Raw genomic sequence first — 16,540 nt, forward strand, 5'->3', positions numbered from 1 at the left:
ACCGAATTTGAGAAAATGTTTTTGATCCTATCCGTAAAATTTTTATCCCGATGAAGTTACTGATTATTAACGGCCCGAACCTGAACCTGCTGGGACAACGCGAAAAGGGCATCTACGGAGAACAAACCTTCGAATCTTACCTAGACGAATTGAAAACACGGTTTCCGGACGTCACGCTCGACTATTACCAATCCAACATCGAAGGAGAGTTGGTCGACAAGCTGCACGCGGCGCAGGAGGCCTACGACGGGGTCGTAATGAACGCCGGAGCCTACACCCACACGTCGATCGCCATCGCCGACGCCATCGGAGGAATCCGCATCCCGGTCGTCGAGGTGCACATTTCCTGCATCCTCGCCCGCGAAGAGTTCCGCCACGTTTCGCTGATCGCCCCCAAATGCAAAGGATCGGTGATGGGTTTCGGACTCGACTCTTACCGGCTGGGGATACTCGGCTTCCTGAATTAACGGTCCCCGACGATTCGTTTTCAATATAAAACCAGATTATTTAAGACACCTACTCATGGACAAAAAGACAAAGATCATAGCCACCATCTCGGACAAACATTGCGAACCGGAATTTATCAGAGCCCTGTACGAAGCCGGCATGAACGCCGCGCGGATCAACTCGGCCCACCTGACGCCCGAAGGGGCCACGACGATTGTCGAGAACGTGCGGAAAGTGTCGGAACAGATCGCTATCATCATCGATACGAAAGGGCCCGAGATCCGGATCACGGGCATGGCTCCGGGATTCGAAGCGGGTATTCCCGTTTCGACCGGCGACATCGTCCGGCTCAGGGGCACGTCGGAAGACCTGCCGTCGAACAACGAACTGATCTATCTGAACGACGGGCACATCTCCCGGGACGTGCCGGCCGGCTCGGTAATCCTGGTCGACGACGGGGAACTGGAACTGTACGTCCGAGAAAAGCGCGGCGACGAACTGGTCTGCGAAGTGCGCAACGGGGGAGTCATCTACGGTCGTAAAAGCGTAAACATCCCCGGCGTGGCCATCGACTTGCCATCGGTCACCGAACGCGACGCGCGGTTCATCAACTGGGCCATCGACATGGACGTAGATTTCATCGCCCACTCGTTCGTCCGCAAAAAAGAGGACGTGCTGGCCGTCAAGGAGTTGATCAAAAGACGCAACAGTTCGATCAAGATCATCTCCAAAATCGAAAACAAAGAAGGGGTCGACAACATCGACGAAATCCTGGACGAGACCTACGGAATCATGGTCGCCCGCGGCGACCTGGGCGTCGAAATTCCGGCCGAACAGATTCCCGTCGCCCAACGCCTGCTGGTCAGCAAGTGCATCGAAAGTAAAAAACCGGTCATCATTGCGACCCAGATGCTGCATACGATGATCACACACCCGCGTCCAACGCGCGCCGAGATCAGCGACGTGGCCAATGCCATTTACCAGCGCGTGGACGCCGTGATGCTGAGCGGTGAAACAGCCAACGGTCAGTACCCGGTCGAAGCGGTGAAGACGATGGCCCGCGTGGCCCGCGAGATCGAAAAGGATACGGCGCAGAACAGTCCGAACTACGACATGAACCTGGTGCGCATCAACAACGAAATCACCGCGCAGCTTTCGCGTTCGGCCGTGCGCGCCTGCATCAACTTACCGATCCGGGCCATCATCATCGACACGCTTTCGGGACGCACGGGACGTTACCTGGCCGCCTTCCGCGGCGAGAAACCGGTGTACGCCGTCTGCTACCGCAAGAGCGTGATGCGGCAGCTCGGAATCTCCTACGGCATCCACGCCATGTACCGCGAACCGACCATCAACCACGAAAGTTTCCTACTCGGCGTGCTGTACTACCTGGAAGACCGGAAATGGCTTTGTAAGGAGGATATGATCGTCGTGATCGGCGGAAGTTTCGGGGCCGCCAAAGGCGCGTCGTTCCTCGAAATAGGAAACGTTCTAAACTTGGAGCACAAAGCGCTGAATGCACAGAATCTTTAAAGCAAACAAATCTTTCGAGGGAATCTGGCACAAACTCACCTGGATAAAACTCAACTAACAATCAAAAACGAAAACGGAAGGGAACGTTTCCCTTCCGTTTTCGTTTATAAACTTTTCGCCGGAATCCCCGACACCGGCCAAAAGCGAATGACTTCTTATCGCTAAAGGCTTTCGCCGAAATCCTTGCGGAATTTAATCATCAGTTTTTCGGGCCAGTCGCTGGTCGGTTCGAGTCCTCCCATGAAGAAACGCAGTACGGGCGGTTCGTAAACGAACTTCAGGCCGCCGATCATGTCGCGGTTTTCATACAACCAGGCCAGGCGGTCGATCACGTACTTGACCTGCGACAGCGTGAACACGCGGCGCGGCACGGCCAGACGCAACAGTTCCACGTCGGCCAGGATCTCGTCGCCGTTCTCGTCCCGGACGCTCGATATGGTCCCCCGTTCCATTCCGCGGATACCCGAAATCAGGTAAAACGCGGCTGCCAGCGCGCCGGCGGGGTATTCGGTCTGCGGAATGTGCGGACAGAAAGCCATCGCATCCACGTGGGCTCCCAACACGCCCGGAGGGGTCACTACCGGAATACCGAGCTTGTCGAGCGATTCGACTAGGTATTTGATAAACGACGGACTCTGGCTGATCATCGTCTCGTCGAGCGTCTCGCGCAAACCGACGGCCATCGCCTCGATCTCGCGCACCGAAATACCGCCGTAAGTCAGGAATCCTTCGAACAACGGAATCAGCGCCTCCATCTTACCGTACAAATCCTTGCGATTAGTACAGATGCCGCCGCCGCGCGACGAACTGAGCTTGCGGGCCGAGAAGTAAACCAGGTCGGCCAAACCGGTCATCATCTTGATGATATCGGCCATCGAATTTTCCTTCCACTGCTCCTCGCGCTGCTGGATCAGGTAAGCGTTTTCACCGAGCAGACTGGCATCCAGCACCAGCATGATGCCGTATTTGTCCGCAACGCGGCGAACGTCCATCAGGTTGCTCATCGAGAACGGCTGACCGCCGATCAGGTTCGTGGAAGCTTCCATCCGGATGAACGGAATTTTATCGACGCCGTGCTTTTGGATGCAGGCTTCGAGTTTTTCGATATCCATGTTCCCTTTGAACGGATGGTCGGAATGAAGCACCAGCGCATGATCGTGCAGCAATTCCTCGATCTTTCCTCCGTTTTCGAGCACATGCGCCAGCACGGTCGTAAAATGGTAGTTGGTCGGGATAATGTCGCCCTTCTTAATAAAAGCCCGGCAAATGACGTTCTCGGCCGCACGGCCCTGGTGAACCGGCAGCAGGTATTTTTTACCCAATACGTCTTCGACCGCCTTTTGAAGTTTGATAAAACTCTGCGAACCGGCATACGCATCGTCGGCCTGCAACATGGAGGCTACCTGATTGTCGCTCATCGCATTGGTTCCGCTGTCGGTCAGCATGTCCAGGTATACATCCAGCGTACTCAGACGGAACGTATTGAAACCGGCCTCTTTGATCGCGTCCAGGCGGCGTTCGATCGGAACCAGGTGGAGTTTCTGTACCACGCGCACTTTGTGCAATTCCAAGGGAATGTCTTCCCCCAAATAAAATTTTACTTGGCTCATCGTTTATATAATTTTGGTTAGATTTTTACGGGATACAAAATTAACGTTTTTGCCGGGAAATAAAAATCCATTTTCATATTCTGTTATAAAACGATCAATATTCCGACCATCCGTTTTCACCGAACAGCGATTCATTCCGTCCGAAAGCTGTCTCCGACAAGCACGGCGACCGGAATCCGTAAAAACGCGGAGGGAACCGGCGTTTTGCCGGTTCCCTCCGCAGGATGATTCATCGAACAACTACCTCGCCGAAAAACCGTAAACGGTCGTTTGGCGATAAGTTTCGCCCGGGCGAAGCACGGCCGACGGAAAGTCCGGATGATTCGGCGCGTCCGGATAATTCTGGGCTTCCAAAGCGAACGCGGAACGATAGAACGAAGCCGTCTCGTCCTGCTGCACGCGCGATTTCCCGGTAAAGAACTGAATGCCGGGAGTGTCGGTCAGCACGGTCATTACGATACCGGTCGAAGGCTCGTAGACCTCGGCTGCCTCGACCACGTCGGGCGACGAACGGCGGATCACGTAATTGTGGTCGTAACCGTCGCGGTAATTAAACGCGCTGTCAGGGCCCAGCACCCGTTCGCCGATCGTCGTCGGGGTACGGAAATCGAGGGCCGAACCGTCCAGCGAAGCGATCTCGCCGGTCGGAATCAGCGTCGAATCGGTCGGCGTGTACCGGTCGGCGTTGATCGTTACCCGATGGGAGTTCACGCTGGTCTTATGATCGCCGCCATGCAGGTTGAAATAGGCGTGGTTGGTCAGGTTCAGCACCGTCGGAGCGTCGGTCGTAGCCGTATAGTCGATCCGGAGCTGATTATCCACGGTCACGGTATAAACCACTTTCGTAGTCAGCGTACCCGGAAAATTCTCTTCTCCGTCCGGAGAAACATAGATCAGTTCGAGCGCCTGTTCGCCGGCATCGTTGGTAAAGGTGCGGGCGTCCCACACTTTTTTACTGAAACCGACGATCCCCCCGTGCAACGTATTCGGGCCGTTGTTGATAGCCAACGAATACTCTTTGCCGTCGAGCGTGAATTTCCCGTTGGCGATCCGGTTCGCATAACGCCCGGTGATGGCTCCGGCAAACGTATTTTCCGGTACGAAATAATCGGCCAGTTTCGGGTACCCCAGCACGACGTCCTTGAAAGCGCCGTCTTTGGCCGGAACCCATACGTCCACGATAATCCCGCCGTAATTGGTGATCTGCGCTGCCATTCCGTTGGCATTCTTCAGCGTATAGAGCGACACCGCCTTACCGTCGATCGTCGAGTCGAAATCGGCCGCCGAGTAGAACGCCGGCTCTCCCGGCTGTGTCTTTTTACAACAAGACACAGCGCCCAGCAGCGCCATGCACAAAGGAAAAATCTTCTTCATTCCGTAATAATTTTAAAAGTTAATGATCGGAGCGTGATTCGGTTGCTAAAGTAATAATAATTCGCAGAACCTGCAACGTTACCGATAACGCCGGCCGCTCCGAAGCTTGTTTATATCGGATTTTTTGCCGAGTTTTGTTTAGCCGACTTCCGACCGCTCCGATGAACAAACTGACAATCCTTATTTTCGCCTGCATCCTTTCACTGCCGGCCCTTGCACAAACGGCCGGCTGGCCGGAAACCGGCAACCGAACGCGTCCCGGGACGAACGGTCCCGCAGGGACTCAACGGCGCGGTAAAATTGATCCCGGCCCGGATCGACGCCGCATCCGATCCTTAATATCTGAAAGTTACATCTATTTTAACAAATTAATGCGAGCGACCGGCCGTTTTTTGTTTCCGGGAATGTATCTTTGTACAGTATCTGTTTCCCGGACTTATGAACCTGTTGAACGACATCCGCATCCTGCTGACACGGTGGAGCACCGCTTTCGTACTACTCGGGGTCTTGGCCGTCGCGATGGCCGGAGCCACGCTGATCGAGGCCGGAATGAACCTGCAGGCGGCCCGCGGCATCATTTACAACGCCTGGTGGTTCGACCTGCTGCTATTACTGCTCTGCGTGAATTTTATGCTGATCGGCCGGAGGCTGAACCTCTGGAGCCGGCGGCGGAGGGGAGCGTTATTGCTGCATTACGGATTCGTCGTCATCCTCGCCGGAGCTTTTATCACGCACATGTGGGGCGAAGAAGGCTACATGCACATCCGCGAGGGAGAAACCGCCCGGCGGATGATGACTCCCGACCGCAAAGTGCAGACGTTGCCGTTTTCGGTTACGCTGAACCGGTTCACACTTCATCGCTACCACGGTTCGCAAAGCCCGTCTTCGTATGAAAGCGACGTGACGATCCGCTACCGGGACGATGTCTCGCACCGGAAAATCTACATGAACAACATCGCGCGGGTAGGGGGATACCGCCTTTACCAATCGTCCTACGACCCGGACGAACAGGGCACGATTCTGTCGGTGAACCACGATCCGGTCGGCACGGCCGTTTCTTACGCCGGCTATTTTCTGCTGATCGCCGGACTGATAGTCGCCTTGTGCCAGAAAGGCTCCCGTTTCAGAACGCTTTACGCGAAATTGGGAAAAGCGACGCTGGTCGTTCTGTTCGCCGGCTCGTCCGTCGTAGCCGTCGCCGCAGCCCGCCCCGCCACTCCCGGCGGCATCGCGCCCGAAACCGCCGAACGGTTCGGACGATTGCTATTGCAATCTTCCGACGGACGCATCGAACCGGTGGACAGTTACGCTTCGGAGATTCTCCGCAAGCTGTATCACCGCGACAGCTACGGAAATCTGAATGCCAACCAGGTGCTGGCCGGCATCCTGACCGACCGGCAGACATGGGGCCGCGAACCGATCCTTTACATCGGACAGAATCCTCTTCCGGAAGAAGCGTGTTTTCCGGACAAATACGTATCGTTCGATGCGATGTTCGACGATCGGGGCGATTACCGGCTGAAGAAACAGGTGGAAACCATTTACGCCAAACCGCCCGCGCACCGCACGAAGCCGGAACAAACGCTGCTGAAACTGGACGAAAAGGTCAATATCCTGTACGCCCTGCTGAACGGGCAGATGTTCCCGATCTTCCCGGTCGCCGGATCGCAGCGGTGGATATCGCCGGGCGACGACCGGACGGAAGCCGACACGGTTCTGACACCGAGGCTGTTCGCGGCATTCCGCAACGCGCTGACCCAAACCGACCCGCAGGCCGCCGGACGGGCGCTCGACGCCATCCGGCAATACCAGCAAGCACGGACGCCGTCGCTGCAACCGCTGCGGATCGAAGCCGAAATCCTGTACAACCGGGCGGATATTTTCCGGATTTCGTTCCGGGCCTACCTGATCCTCGGGGGAATCCTGCTCGTAACGGCCCTACGGGGGATGTTCGGAAAGAACAAACGCCGAGCGACGCTCGCCGCCCGGGTCGTTTCGATCGCCATATTCATCGTTTTCGCACTGCATACGTTCGGACTGGGACTGCGCAGCTACATCAGCGGCCACGCCCCCTGGACGAACGCTTACGAATCGATGGTCTACGTCGCTTGGGCAACCGTACTGTCGGGAATCGTTTTCGCCCGCCGGTCGAAACTGGCCCTCGCGCTGGCCGCGCTGCTCGGCGGGGTCGTCCTGTTCGTATCGAACCTGAACTGGCTCGACCCGCAGATCACCCCGCTGGTACCGGTGCTGAAATCCTACTGGTTGATGATCCACGTGTCGGTCATTACCGCCAGCTACGGTTTTTTCGGTATCTGCGCGGCCTGCGGCATCGCTTCGCTGATCGCCACGATCGCAGGAAAGAACCTCGCGGAACTGAGGATCATCAACGAAATGGCGATGCTCGTCGGGCTGGTGCTGCTGACCACCGGCATCTTTTTCGGCGCCGTCTGGGCCAACGAGTCCTGGGGCCGTTACTGGGGCTGGGACCCGAAGGAGACCTGGGCGCTGATCACGATGATCGTTTACGCGGTCACGACGCACCTGCATTTTATTCCGCGGCTGAATACGAACCCGCTGGTCTTCGACGTTATGTCGGTGGTCGGTTTTTCGACGGTGCTGATGACTTTCTTCGGTGTGAATTATTACCTGTCGGGATTGCACTCCTACGGAAAGAGCGAAGGCTTTTCGCCGGAAATCGTACTGGCTGCGGGAGCAGGGGTGCTCGTGCTGGTCGCCGTTGCTGCCGTCCGTTATCATAAAAACAAAAAAACAAGCTGATCTCCGTGAAATTCAGATACTTTTACGCATTGCTGTGTTTGATACTGACCGTCTTCACGCTGAACCGGAGCTGTCACGAAAGCGTGCGGAACGTTTACAACCCGATCCCGGAAATCATTCTACCCGAAGGGATCAACCACCTGCTCGACAACTCCAACTCGGAGCTCGAAGAGACCCGGCAGTTCGAGAGGATCGTCGAACGCTTCATGCAACAATGGGAGATCACCGGCGCGTCGATCGCCATTATGAAAGACGGCAAACTACTATACAGCAAGGGATTCGGCTGGGCAGACAAAGAACAGGGCATCCGTACCGACGTCCGGCATATCTTCCGGATCGCATCCCTCTCCAAGCTGATCACGGCGACCGGCATCATGAAACTCTGCGAACAAGGACGGCTTTCGCTCGGCGACCGGGTCTTCGGCGCCGACGGCATCCTGAACGATTCGCTGTTTCGGAATATACGGGACAAACGGATCGAAAAAATAACCGTCGAGCATCTGCTGCGCCACCAGGGAGGCTACTCGATCCGCAGCGGCGATCCGCTGTTCTGCTCGGTGAGCGTCGCAAAACAATTGGGCATCGCTCCGCCGGTGGGATTCGACGACATGGTGCGTTATGCGGCCGAAACCCGCCTGCGCTACGAACCGGGAAGCAGCAACCTCTATTCGAACCTCGGCTACGTGGTACTGACCAAAGTAATCGAAAAAGCGAGCGGACTGCCTTACGAGAGTTTCATCCGGGACAGCATTCTGTCGCCCGCCGGATGCCACGACATGCACATCGGCCGCTCGTCCTACGAACAGAAATTCCCGAACGAAGTCCGCTATTACGAGCCTTCCGACGCCGAGCCGACCGAAGCGTTCGACGGCAGCGGCCGGTTGGTTCCGCGCAGCTACGGCGGCTGCGACATGCAGGTGCTGAGCGGGGCAGGAGGCTGGGTAGCCTCTCCGGCGGAACTGATGAAGTTCATTACGGCGATCGACCCCGGCGATTCGCGGCCGGACATCCTGAAACCGGAAACCATCGCCTACATGACCGAAAAAGACAAATCGAAATACCCGATCGGCTGGATGAGAACCACCGAAAGCGACGACTGGTCGCGCACCGGGTCGCTGTCCGGATCGAGCGCAATGCTCAAACGGCAGCACGACGGTTACACCTGGGTATTCATCACCAACACGAGTTCCTGGTCGGGTTCCCGCTTTCCCCGGAAAATCGCCGCAATGATGAAACAAGCGATGGGCAAAATAAAAAAATGGCCCGACCGCGATCTGTTTTCGGTCGAACAGCCGGCCGATTCCGTCCGGTCGTCCCGACTGTCGCCGGCAAAAAAATAACCGGCAGCGCCGGCTGCCGGTCTTTCGAAACGTCCCGGAAACATCTCTTCGGCACGTTTTATTCGTACTTCTTCGGCATCTCTTCGCCCCGCAATACCCGCAGCGCATTTTCGGCCAGCGCTCCCATCTCGTCTTCACCGGGAATCACCTCGACCGGAGCGATAAAGGAAACGCGTTCGCGAATCGCGTCGCAAACCGTGCCGCTGTACGCGATGCCGCCGGTAATCAGAATCGCATCGACCCGACCGCCGAGTACGGCAGCCATAGCTCCGATCTCCTTGGCCACGTTGTAAGCCATCGCGTAGATGATCCGTTCGCAGGCCCGGTCGCCCTGTTTCGCTCGTTCGAGCAATTCCTGCACGCTGTTGGAGCCCGCCAACGAAACCAGACCACCGCTGCCGCAGAGCATTCGCCGGATCTGGGCCTCGGTATATTGTCCGCTGAAACAGAGCTTCACCAACTGTCCGGCCGGTAGGGTTCCCGACCGTTCGGGCGAAAAAGCGCCGTCGCCGTCCAACGCGTTATTCACGTCGATCACCCGTCCGCCCCGGTGAGCGCCGACCGAAATACCGCCCCCCAGGTGGGCGACAATCAGGTTCAGTTCATCGTACTTTCTCCCGACCCGCGCGGCATAAATCCGCGATACGGCTTTTTGATTCAAAGCGTGGAAAATAGAGACCCGGCGAAACAGCGCGTGCCCGCAGACGCGGGCTACGTCGTCCAATTCGTCCACGACGACCGGATCGGCGATATAAGCCTTCGCATCCGGAACCCGCGACGCGATTTCGACAGCCAGCAGTCCGCCCAGGTTCGAGGCGTGCTCGCCCTGCGGAGCGTGGATCAAATCCCGACGTAGCGCGTCGTTCACCTCGTACACGCCCGAAGCGATCGGTTTGACCAATCCCCCGCGCCCGATAACCGCAGACAGCGAGTCCAGCGCAATACCTTCCTCCTCCAGAACTTTCAGAATCAGATCCCGGCGAAAACCGAACTGGTCGGTCACGCGGGCGAACGGCCGCAGCTCCTCCGCCGAGTGACGGATCGTCCGGCTCATCGCCTCCGTTTCATCGAGATACACCGCAATTTTCGTAGAAGTCGAACCGGGGTTGATCGCCAATATTCCGTATTGTTTCATCACTTCTTACTTTTTAACGGACAACGCAGCCATTGCGATCGAATAGAGCTTCGACGCCGGAGAATCGCCGCGGGACGTCAGTACGCACGGACATTTGGTGCCGACCACCATCCCGGCCAGCGGTGCGCGGCATAGTTGGTTTGCCGCCTTAAAGAAAGCATTCGCCGCATCCAGCGTCGGGAACAACAGGCAGTCGGCGTCGCCTGCAACCGGACTCGACAGCCCTTTGGTCTGGGCTACCTCCTTCACCAGCGCCACATCCACCGCTAACGGACCGTCGATCAACGCATTTCCGAACTGTCCCCGGTCGCCCATTTTGGACAGGATCGCCGCATCGACCGCCGACTGGATTTTCGGTAGCATCTGCTCGCTCGGAGCGACCACCGCGACCTTGGGTTTCTGAACGCCCAGCGCCCGAGCCGCCTCGATCAGATAGCGGGTGATCCGCACCTTCTGATCCAGGTCGGGGTAGGGGATCACCGCCACATCCGACACCAGCAGCAACTTGTGATACATCGGCAGCTCCAGCACCGCCACATGGCTCAACACCCCTTTGGGCGGAAGCAACCCGAATTCCTTGTCGAGAATCCCGCGCATGTATTTGTCGGTAGAAACCAGCCCTTTCATCAGAATATCGGCCATTCCGTCATGGATCATTTTCACGGCCGTCGCCACGCAGGCGACATCGCTCTTCTGGTCGATCACCGAAAACTTTTCCGGGTCGATCTCGTCCGCCATGCAAACCCGCTCGATCTCGTCGCGGTCGCCGACGAGGATCGCTTCGACGATTCCCATATCCACCGCCGCGCCAACGGCCTCCAGCGTGTGCGAATCCTGCGCATAGGCTACCGCCAGTTTTTTACGCGGCTGCCCCTGGACGGTCTGAATGATTTCTTCCAGTTTCGTTATCATCGTTTCATAATTTAACAATCCTTTGAAACATCAAAAAGTTTTCCGTTTTTTTCATTCCGGAAAACTTTTCGAACATTCGTTTGCATTCGCCGCAACAACCGTATTATTCGGAGCGTTTTTTGGTCAACCGGAACGTATCCGAAGCGATGACCAACTCTTCGTTCGTAGCGATCGTAACGACCTTGACGCGCGAATCCGGCGCAGAGAGCACGACGTCTTTTCCGCGCACGCCCCGGTTCACCTCGGGATCGAATTTCACGCCCATGAATTCGAGCCCCTTGCTGACGCGCTCCCGGGTTCCCGGATCGTTTTCGCCGATTCCCCCGGTAAAGACGATCATATCGATCCCCTCCATCAGCGCGGCATACGCGCCGACGAACTTCTTGATCCGCGCCGCAAACATTTCGATCGCCAGTTCGGCCCGCGGATTCCCACTCTCGGCCGCAACGCGGATATCGCGCATATCGGACGAAACGCCGGTAATGCCGAGCATTCCGGACTCCTTATTGATCATCACGCTCAGGCGATCCAGATTGATCCCTTCTTTCTCGGCGATATAAATCAGCGCGCCGGGATCGGTGCTGCCGCAACGGGTTCCCATAATCAGGCCGTCGACCGGCGTGAATCCCATCGACGTATCGTAAGACTCCCCGTTCAGGATCGCCGCCACCGACGCTCCGCTACCGATATGACAAGTCACGATTTTCGACCGATTCATATCGATCCCCGTCAACTTGCAAGCCGTCTGGGCCACATATTTGTGACTCGTTCCGTGGAAACCGTAACGGCGCACCCGGTAATCCTCGTAATATTTATAGGGGAGGGCGTACATAAAATTCTTGGCCGGCATCGTCTGGTGGAACGAAGTATCGAATACGGCCACCTGCGGCGTGTTCGGCAGGATGTTTTCCATCGCGAGAATCCCCTTCAGATTGGCCGGATTATGCAACGGAGCCAAGTCGAAGCAAGCTTCGATCTTCTGCTTGACGGACTTGTCCACCAAAGCGCTGTCCTTAAAATACTCTCCGCCGTGAGCCACGCGGTGACCGACCGCCGCGATCTCCGAGATGCTTTCCAGTACGCCGTACTCCGGATCGACCAGCGCGTCCAGGATCAGGCTGATCCCGCTCGTATGATCCGGAATGCTCCGCACCACTTCGTAAACCGGTTTTCCGACCGGCTTATGCGTCAGGATCGCGTCGGACAGACCGATCCGTTCGATAATGCCCTTCACCAACAGCGAATATTCCGTGGCGCTCTTCATGTCGATCACCTGATACTTGATCGACGAACTACCACAGTTTAAAACAAGGATTTTCATAAGTTTATATCACTTTATATTAACCTTCAGATTACTTCATTCCTCCCGCCTGGCATGCCGTAATCGCGACGAGTCCGACGATATCGTCCACCGAGCACCCTCTCGAAAGGTCGTTGATCGGAGCGGCCATTCCCTGCAGGATCGGACCGATCGCCTCGGCATGCGCCATGCGCTGCACCAACTTGTAGGCGATGTTGCCGACTTCGAGCGTCGGGAATACCAGTACGTTCGCTTTGCCGGCGATCTTGCTGCCGGGAGCTTTTTGCGCGCCGATACCCGGAATGATCGCGGCGTCGGCCTGCAACTCCCCGTCGATCATCAACGTCGGATCCAACTCCTTGGCCAATTCGGTCGCGCGCACCACCTTGTCGACCATTTCATGTTTGGCCGAACCTTTCGACGAAAAACTCAGCATCGCGATACGCGGTTCGAAACCGGCGATCACGCGGGTCGTCCGCCCGGTCATCACGGCGATCTGCGCCAACTCTTCGGCCGTAGGATTCGGATGCACCGCACAATCCGCGAACACCATCATCCCGTTCTCCCCGAACATCGGGTCTTTCAGCATCATAATGAACGCTCCGGACACGACGCTGATCCCCGGTATGGTCTTAACATACTGAAAAGCGGGACGCAACACGTCGCCGGTCGCATTGTTCGCGCCGGCTACCTCTCCGTCCGCATCGCCGGCCTTCACCATCACGGCGCCCAAATACAGCGGATCGGCGATCTGCTTTTCGGCCTGTTCGCGGGTCAATCCTTTGGCTGCCCGAAGCTTCAGCATCAGTTCCACGTACTTTTCCTTATCGGGATTGTTTTGCGGATCGACGATCTTCGCCTTCCCGATATTTTCCAGATAGAGTTCCGAAGCCAGATGATGGATCTGATCCGGATTCCCGATCAGGATCAGATCGGCAAACCCTTCGCTGATAATCCGGTCGGCAGCCTTCAGGTTGCGTTCCTCGTAGGCTTCCGGCAGGACGATCGTTTTGATGTTGCTTTTCGCCTTCTGTTTGATTTTATCGACAAATTCCATAATACCAATTATTATTTAAATTGTGTTTTCATCCGAAACGACAACCGGCCGTAAAGAGGTGAGAGCGACCGGATACCCTGCAAAAAAACGCTCTTCTCATCCGTCGAGATAAAAAGAGGACAGCCCGGGGCCGCAACAAAATCACACAAAGGTAGCCATTTACCGACGAAATGAAAATGTATTTTACTTTTTTTTACGTTTATTGCGCCATATCTCGATCACAGCCGGCAAAATGGAAACGACGATGATCACGACGATCAACAGCTTCAGATTTTCCTGCACCACGTCCAGTCCGCCGAACAAAAATCCGGCGTAACAGAAAACGGCCACCCAGGCACACCCGCCGACCACATTGAAAAGGGCGAAATGCCGATAGCTCATGTGCCCCATGCCGGCCACGAACGGAGCGAACGTCCTCACGATCGGAACGAATCGCGCCAGAATAATCGTTTTTCCGCCGTATTTTTCATAAAAAGCGTGCGTTTTCTCAAGGTAACTCTGTTTGAAAATCCGGGAATCCGGATTCCTGAACAATTTTTCGCCGAACAAACGGCCGATCGTGTAATTGGCCGCATCTCCCGACACGGCGGCGACAGCCACCGCCAGCACCAGCAAATGGACATTCAACTCGTTGGTCGGCAAAGCGGCCAGCGCGCCGCCTACGAACAGCAGCGAATCTCCGGGCAGAAAAGGCGTTACGACCAGGCCGGTCTCGCAGAAAATGATCGCGAACAGGATCGCGTATACCCATACGCCGTACTGGGCGACCATCTGCGCCAGATGCACGTCGATGTGCAGCAAAAAATCGATCAGAAAATGAACATATTCCATAAAAGTTCGAGTTATCGCAAAATTTGGAAATGCAATTTTAGGCAATTATTGTTAAAAAACAGTTAAGAAGCTCGCTATATATTCCCGCAAAGGGCGTGAATACCGGTAACTTTTTGAACGGGAACTGTGTTTTTTAGGAAAAATCATATACTTTTGTAATTTAAAGCTGCCCGCTGGCAGCGGGACTTTTCTGAATCTAAAAACGTTTGATGATGGTTACCGAAAACAACGAACTGCCTGTTCCCGAGGAACAAGTCAATGCTTCCGGCATTGAGGATACGACGGATACCGCTCCGACTGCCGAACCGGCGGTCGAAAAAGAAAGCAAGAACCGGCAAGACGCACCGGCCGACCCGCAGGCTCCGGCCCCGGAAAACGCCGCCGATCCGGTCGTAGACTTCTCGGACGAAGAGGCGGCCCTGGCGGCCGACGCTCCGGAATTCGATCTGGGAGACGAAGAACCTGCGGAAGAAAACGCCGGCGGGGATCGCGTTTCGGAGACGGTCGACTATTCCGGGAAGAACAAAGAACAATTGCTCGCGATTTTCGAAACGCTGCTGCGGACGAAGCCCGTACAGACGATCCGCGCAGACGTGGAAGCCATCAAAATAGCCTTCTATAAGAATTACCGCAACGAGGTGGATCAGTTGCGCAAGCTGTTCGTCGAATCGGGCGGCAATAGCGAAGATTTCGTTCCGCCCGCAAACGAAGCGGAACAGCAGTTCAAGACGCTATTCGCCGAATACCGCGAGAAACGCAATGAGTTCATCGCCCGGCTGGACGCCGAAAAAGAAGCCAACTACCAGACCAAACTCCAGATCATCGAAGAACTGAAAGAACTGGTCAACAGTAACGAAACGCTCAATCAGACATTCAACACGTTCCGCGAACTGCAACAGCGCTGGAAAGAGACAGGGCTCGTACAGCAGTCGGTCATGAAAGACCTGTGGGAAACTTACAACCTGCACGTCGAGAATTTCTACAATTTCATCAAGATCAACAAGGAACTGCGCGACCTCGACCTGAAAAAGAATTACGAAGCCAAAATCGCCCTGTGCGAAGAGGCGGAAGCGCTGGTGCTGGAGAACTCGGTCATTACCGCGTTCCACAAATTACAGAAGCTGCACGAACAGTGGCGCGAAATAGGCCCTGTGACCAACGAATACAAGGAACAATTGTGGGACCGTTTCCGCGAAGCCAGTTCGAAAATCAACAAACGGCATCAGGAACATTTCGACCAACTGAAAGAGGAACAAAAGAAAAACCTCGACCTGAAAACCGAGCTTTGCGTCAAGACCGAGGAACTGGTCACCGCTGCGCCGATCTCCCGCAAGGAGTGGAACAAAGCCTCGGAACAACTGATCGAAATCCAGAAAGTATGGAAAACGATCGGTTTCGCCCCGAAAAAAGACAACACCAAAATTTACGAACGCTTCCGCAACGCATGCGATAAATTTTTCGAAAACAAACGGAATTTCTATCTCCAGACGAAAATGGAGATGGAAAGCAACCTGCAACTGAAAAACGAAATATGCGCTGCGGCCGAAGCCGTTCAGGACAGCGAGGAGTGGAAAAAAGCCACCGACGAACTGATCGCGCTACAGAAAAGGTGGAAAGAGATCGGGCCGGTCGCACGCCGCCATTCGGATGCGGTGTGGAAACGGTTCCGCACGGCCTGCGACCGTTTCTTCGAGCGCAAGGCGGCCCACTTCGCAACGATCGACACCCAATACGAAGAGAACCTGACGAAAAAACGCGCGCTGATCGAAGAGATGAAAAACTTCGTCGCGGACGGACAGGAAAAGGCTTTCGACAAACTGAAAGAACTGCAACGCCGCTGGGCCGAAACCGGATTCGTGCCGATCCGGCAAAAAGAGGCTATCCAAAACGAATGGCGTCAGTTGGTCGATGCCGCTTTCGCCAAGTTGCGCGGCAATGAAAAAGAGCGTCATCTGGAACGCTTCAAAGGCAAAATCCAAAACCTGGCGGCAGACAACGCCAACGACCGCCGCCTGCGCCACGAACGCGAACGACTGTACAACAAGATGAAACAACTCGAAGCGGACATCGCGCTGCTGGAAAACAACATCGGCTTCTTCTCGAAAAGCAAGAACGCCGAGGCCATGATCCGTGACGTCAACGAGAAGATCGCCAAGGCGAAAGAGGAAATGGCAACCACGATTGAAAAGATTAACATGATAGATAAGCAGGGAGAGTAAA

12 protein-coding genes are annotated in these 16,540 nt (G+C 55.7%); 5 read left to right on the forward strand and 7 right to left on the reverse strand.

All coding sequences use genetic code 11. From position 1 onward, the window contains the following. The first annotated feature begins 50 nt into the window (after positions 1–50). Both aroQ and pyk read left to right on the forward strand, forming a co-directional pair. Positions 51–467 (forward strand): type II 3-dehydroquinate dehydratase, encoded by a 417-nt coding sequence (aroQ, locus tag C1A08_RS00230; protein WP_055204244.1) that lies wholly within the window; start codon positions 51–53, stop codon positions 465–467. A gap of 55 nt (positions 468–522) precedes the next feature. Beyond that, positions 523–1,980 carry a pyruvate kinase gene (pyk, locus tag C1A08_RS00235; protein WP_101570572.1) on the forward strand — a complete coding sequence of 486 codons (1,458 nt, stop codon included), beginning with the start codon at positions 523–525 and terminating at the stop codon, positions 1,978–1,980. A 161-nt stretch (positions 1,981–2,141) separates the two neighbouring features. On the opposite strand, the gene C1A08_RS00240 is transcribed toward pyk, so the two are convergent. Continuing rightward, positions 2,142–3,590 carry a tryptophanase gene (locus C1A08_RS00240; protein WP_101570574.1) on the reverse strand — a complete coding sequence of 483 codons (1,449 nt, stop codon included), beginning with the start codon at positions 3,588–3,590 and terminating at the stop codon, positions 2,142–2,144. 240 nt (positions 3,591–3,830) lie between these two features. Further along, entirely contained in the window at positions 3,831–4,964 is a 1,134-nt protein-coding gene (locus C1A08_RS00245) for an aldose epimerase family protein (RefSeq protein WP_101570576.1), read from the reverse strand. A 438-nt stretch (positions 4,965–5,402) separates the two neighbouring features. Between C1A08_RS00245 and ccsA the strand changes: the two genes are divergently transcribed. Both ccsA and C1A08_RS00255 read left to right on the forward strand, forming a co-directional pair. Beyond that, positions 5,403–7,745, forward strand: a complete 2,343-nt coding sequence (gene ccsA, locus C1A08_RS00250; protein WP_101570578.1) for a cytochrome c biogenesis protein CcsA — start codon at positions 5,403–5,405, stop codon at positions 7,743–7,745. A gap of 5 nt (positions 7,746–7,750) precedes the next feature. After that, positions 7,751–9,085 (forward strand): serine hydrolase domain-containing protein, encoded by a 1,335-nt coding sequence (locus C1A08_RS00255; protein ID WP_228385775.1) that lies wholly within the window; start codon positions 7,751–7,753, stop codon positions 9,083–9,085. A gap of 58 nt (positions 9,086–9,143) precedes the next feature. Here the strand turns inward: C1A08_RS00255 and buk are convergent, their stop codons facing one another. From buk to C1A08_RS00280, 5 genes are all read right to left on the reverse strand, one after another. Next, positions 9,144–10,220 carry a butyrate kinase gene (buk, locus tag C1A08_RS00260; protein ID WP_101570582.1) on the reverse strand — a complete coding sequence of 359 codons (1,077 nt, stop codon included), beginning with the start codon at positions 10,218–10,220 and terminating at the stop codon, positions 9,144–9,146. A gap of 6 nt (positions 10,221–10,226) precedes the next feature. Beyond that, the gene (locus C1A08_RS00265; RefSeq protein ID WP_101571571.1) at positions 10,227–11,132 is read right to left on the reverse strand and encodes a phosphate acyltransferase; all 906 of its coding nucleotides are present in this window, start codon (positions 11,130–11,132) and stop codon (positions 10,227–10,229) included. 103 nt (positions 11,133–11,235) lie between these two features. Beyond that, complete coding sequence (locus C1A08_RS00270) at positions 11,236–12,453, reverse strand: acetate/propionate family kinase (RefSeq protein WP_101570584.1); 1,218 nt, start codon at positions 12,451–12,453, stop codon at positions 11,236–11,238. A 31-nt stretch (positions 12,454–12,484) separates the two neighbouring features. Beyond that, the gene (gene pta, locus C1A08_RS00275; RefSeq protein WP_055204228.1) at positions 12,485–13,489 is read right to left on the reverse strand and encodes a phosphate acetyltransferase; all 1,005 of its coding nucleotides are present in this window, start codon (positions 13,487–13,489) and stop codon (positions 12,485–12,487) included. Positions 13,490–13,672: 183 nt separating this feature from the next. Then, on the reverse strand, positions 13,673–14,320 hold the full coding sequence (locus C1A08_RS00280; protein WP_101570586.1) for a DedA family protein: 648 nt from the start codon (positions 14,318–14,320) through the stop codon (positions 13,673–13,675). Positions 14,321–14,532: 212 nt separating this feature from the next. On the opposite strand from C1A08_RS00280, the gene C1A08_RS00285 reads away from it, so the two are divergent. Beyond that, on the forward strand, positions 14,533–16,539 hold the full coding sequence (locus tag C1A08_RS00285) for a DUF349 domain-containing protein (RefSeq protein WP_055204224.1): 2,007 nt from the start codon (positions 14,533–14,535) through the stop codon (positions 16,537–16,539). Position 16,540: the final 1 nt, after the last annotated feature.

Source organism: Alistipes sp. cv1 (assembly GCF_900240235.1).
GTDB classification, from domain to species: domain Bacteria; phylum Bacteroidota; class Bacteroidia; order Bacteroidales; family Rikenellaceae; genus Alistipes_A; species Alistipes_A hominis.

What these genes read in the sequence shown, in the direction of transcription:
- aroQ (WP_055204244.1), top strand. Translation starts at nt 51, where the DNA reads ATGAAGTTACTGATTATTAACGGCCCGAACCTGAACCTGCTGGGACAA.
- pyk (WP_101570572.1), top strand. Translation starts at nt 523, where the DNA reads ATGGACAAAAAGACAAAGATCATAGCCACCATCTCGGACAAACATTGC.
- C1A08_RS00240 (WP_101570574.1), bottom strand. Translation starts at nt 3,590, where the DNA reads ATGAGCCAAGTAAAATTTTATTTGGGGGAAGACATTCCCTTGGAATTG.
- C1A08_RS00245 (WP_101570576.1), bottom strand. Translation starts at nt 4,964, where the DNA reads ATGAAGAAGATTTTTCCTTTGTGCATGGCGCTGCTGGGCGCTGTGTCT.
- ccsA (WP_101570578.1), top strand. Translation starts at nt 5,403, where the DNA reads ATGAACCTGTTGAACGACATCCGCATCCTGCTGACACGGTGGAGCACC.
- buk (WP_101570582.1), bottom strand. Translation starts at nt 10,220, where the DNA reads ATGAAACAATACGGAATATTGGCGATCAACCCCGGTTCGACTTCTACG.
- C1A08_RS00265 (WP_101571571.1), bottom strand. Translation starts at nt 11,132, where the DNA reads ATGATAACGAAACTGGAAGAAATCATTCAGACCGTCCAGGGGCAGCCG.
- C1A08_RS00270 (WP_101570584.1), bottom strand. Translation starts at nt 12,453, where the DNA reads ATGAAAATCCTTGTTTTAAACTGTGGTAGTTCGTCGATCAAGTATCAG.
- pta (WP_055204228.1), bottom strand. Translation starts at nt 13,489, where the DNA reads ATGGAATTTGTCGATAAAATCAAACAGAAGGCGAAAAGCAACATCAAA.
- C1A08_RS00280 (WP_101570586.1), bottom strand. Translation starts at nt 14,320, where the DNA reads ATGGAATATGTTCATTTTCTGATCGATTTTTTGCTGCACATCGACGTG.
- C1A08_RS00285 (WP_055204224.1), top strand. Translation starts at nt 14,533, where the DNA reads ATGGTTACCGAAAACAACGAACTGCCTGTTCCCGAGGAACAAGTCAAT.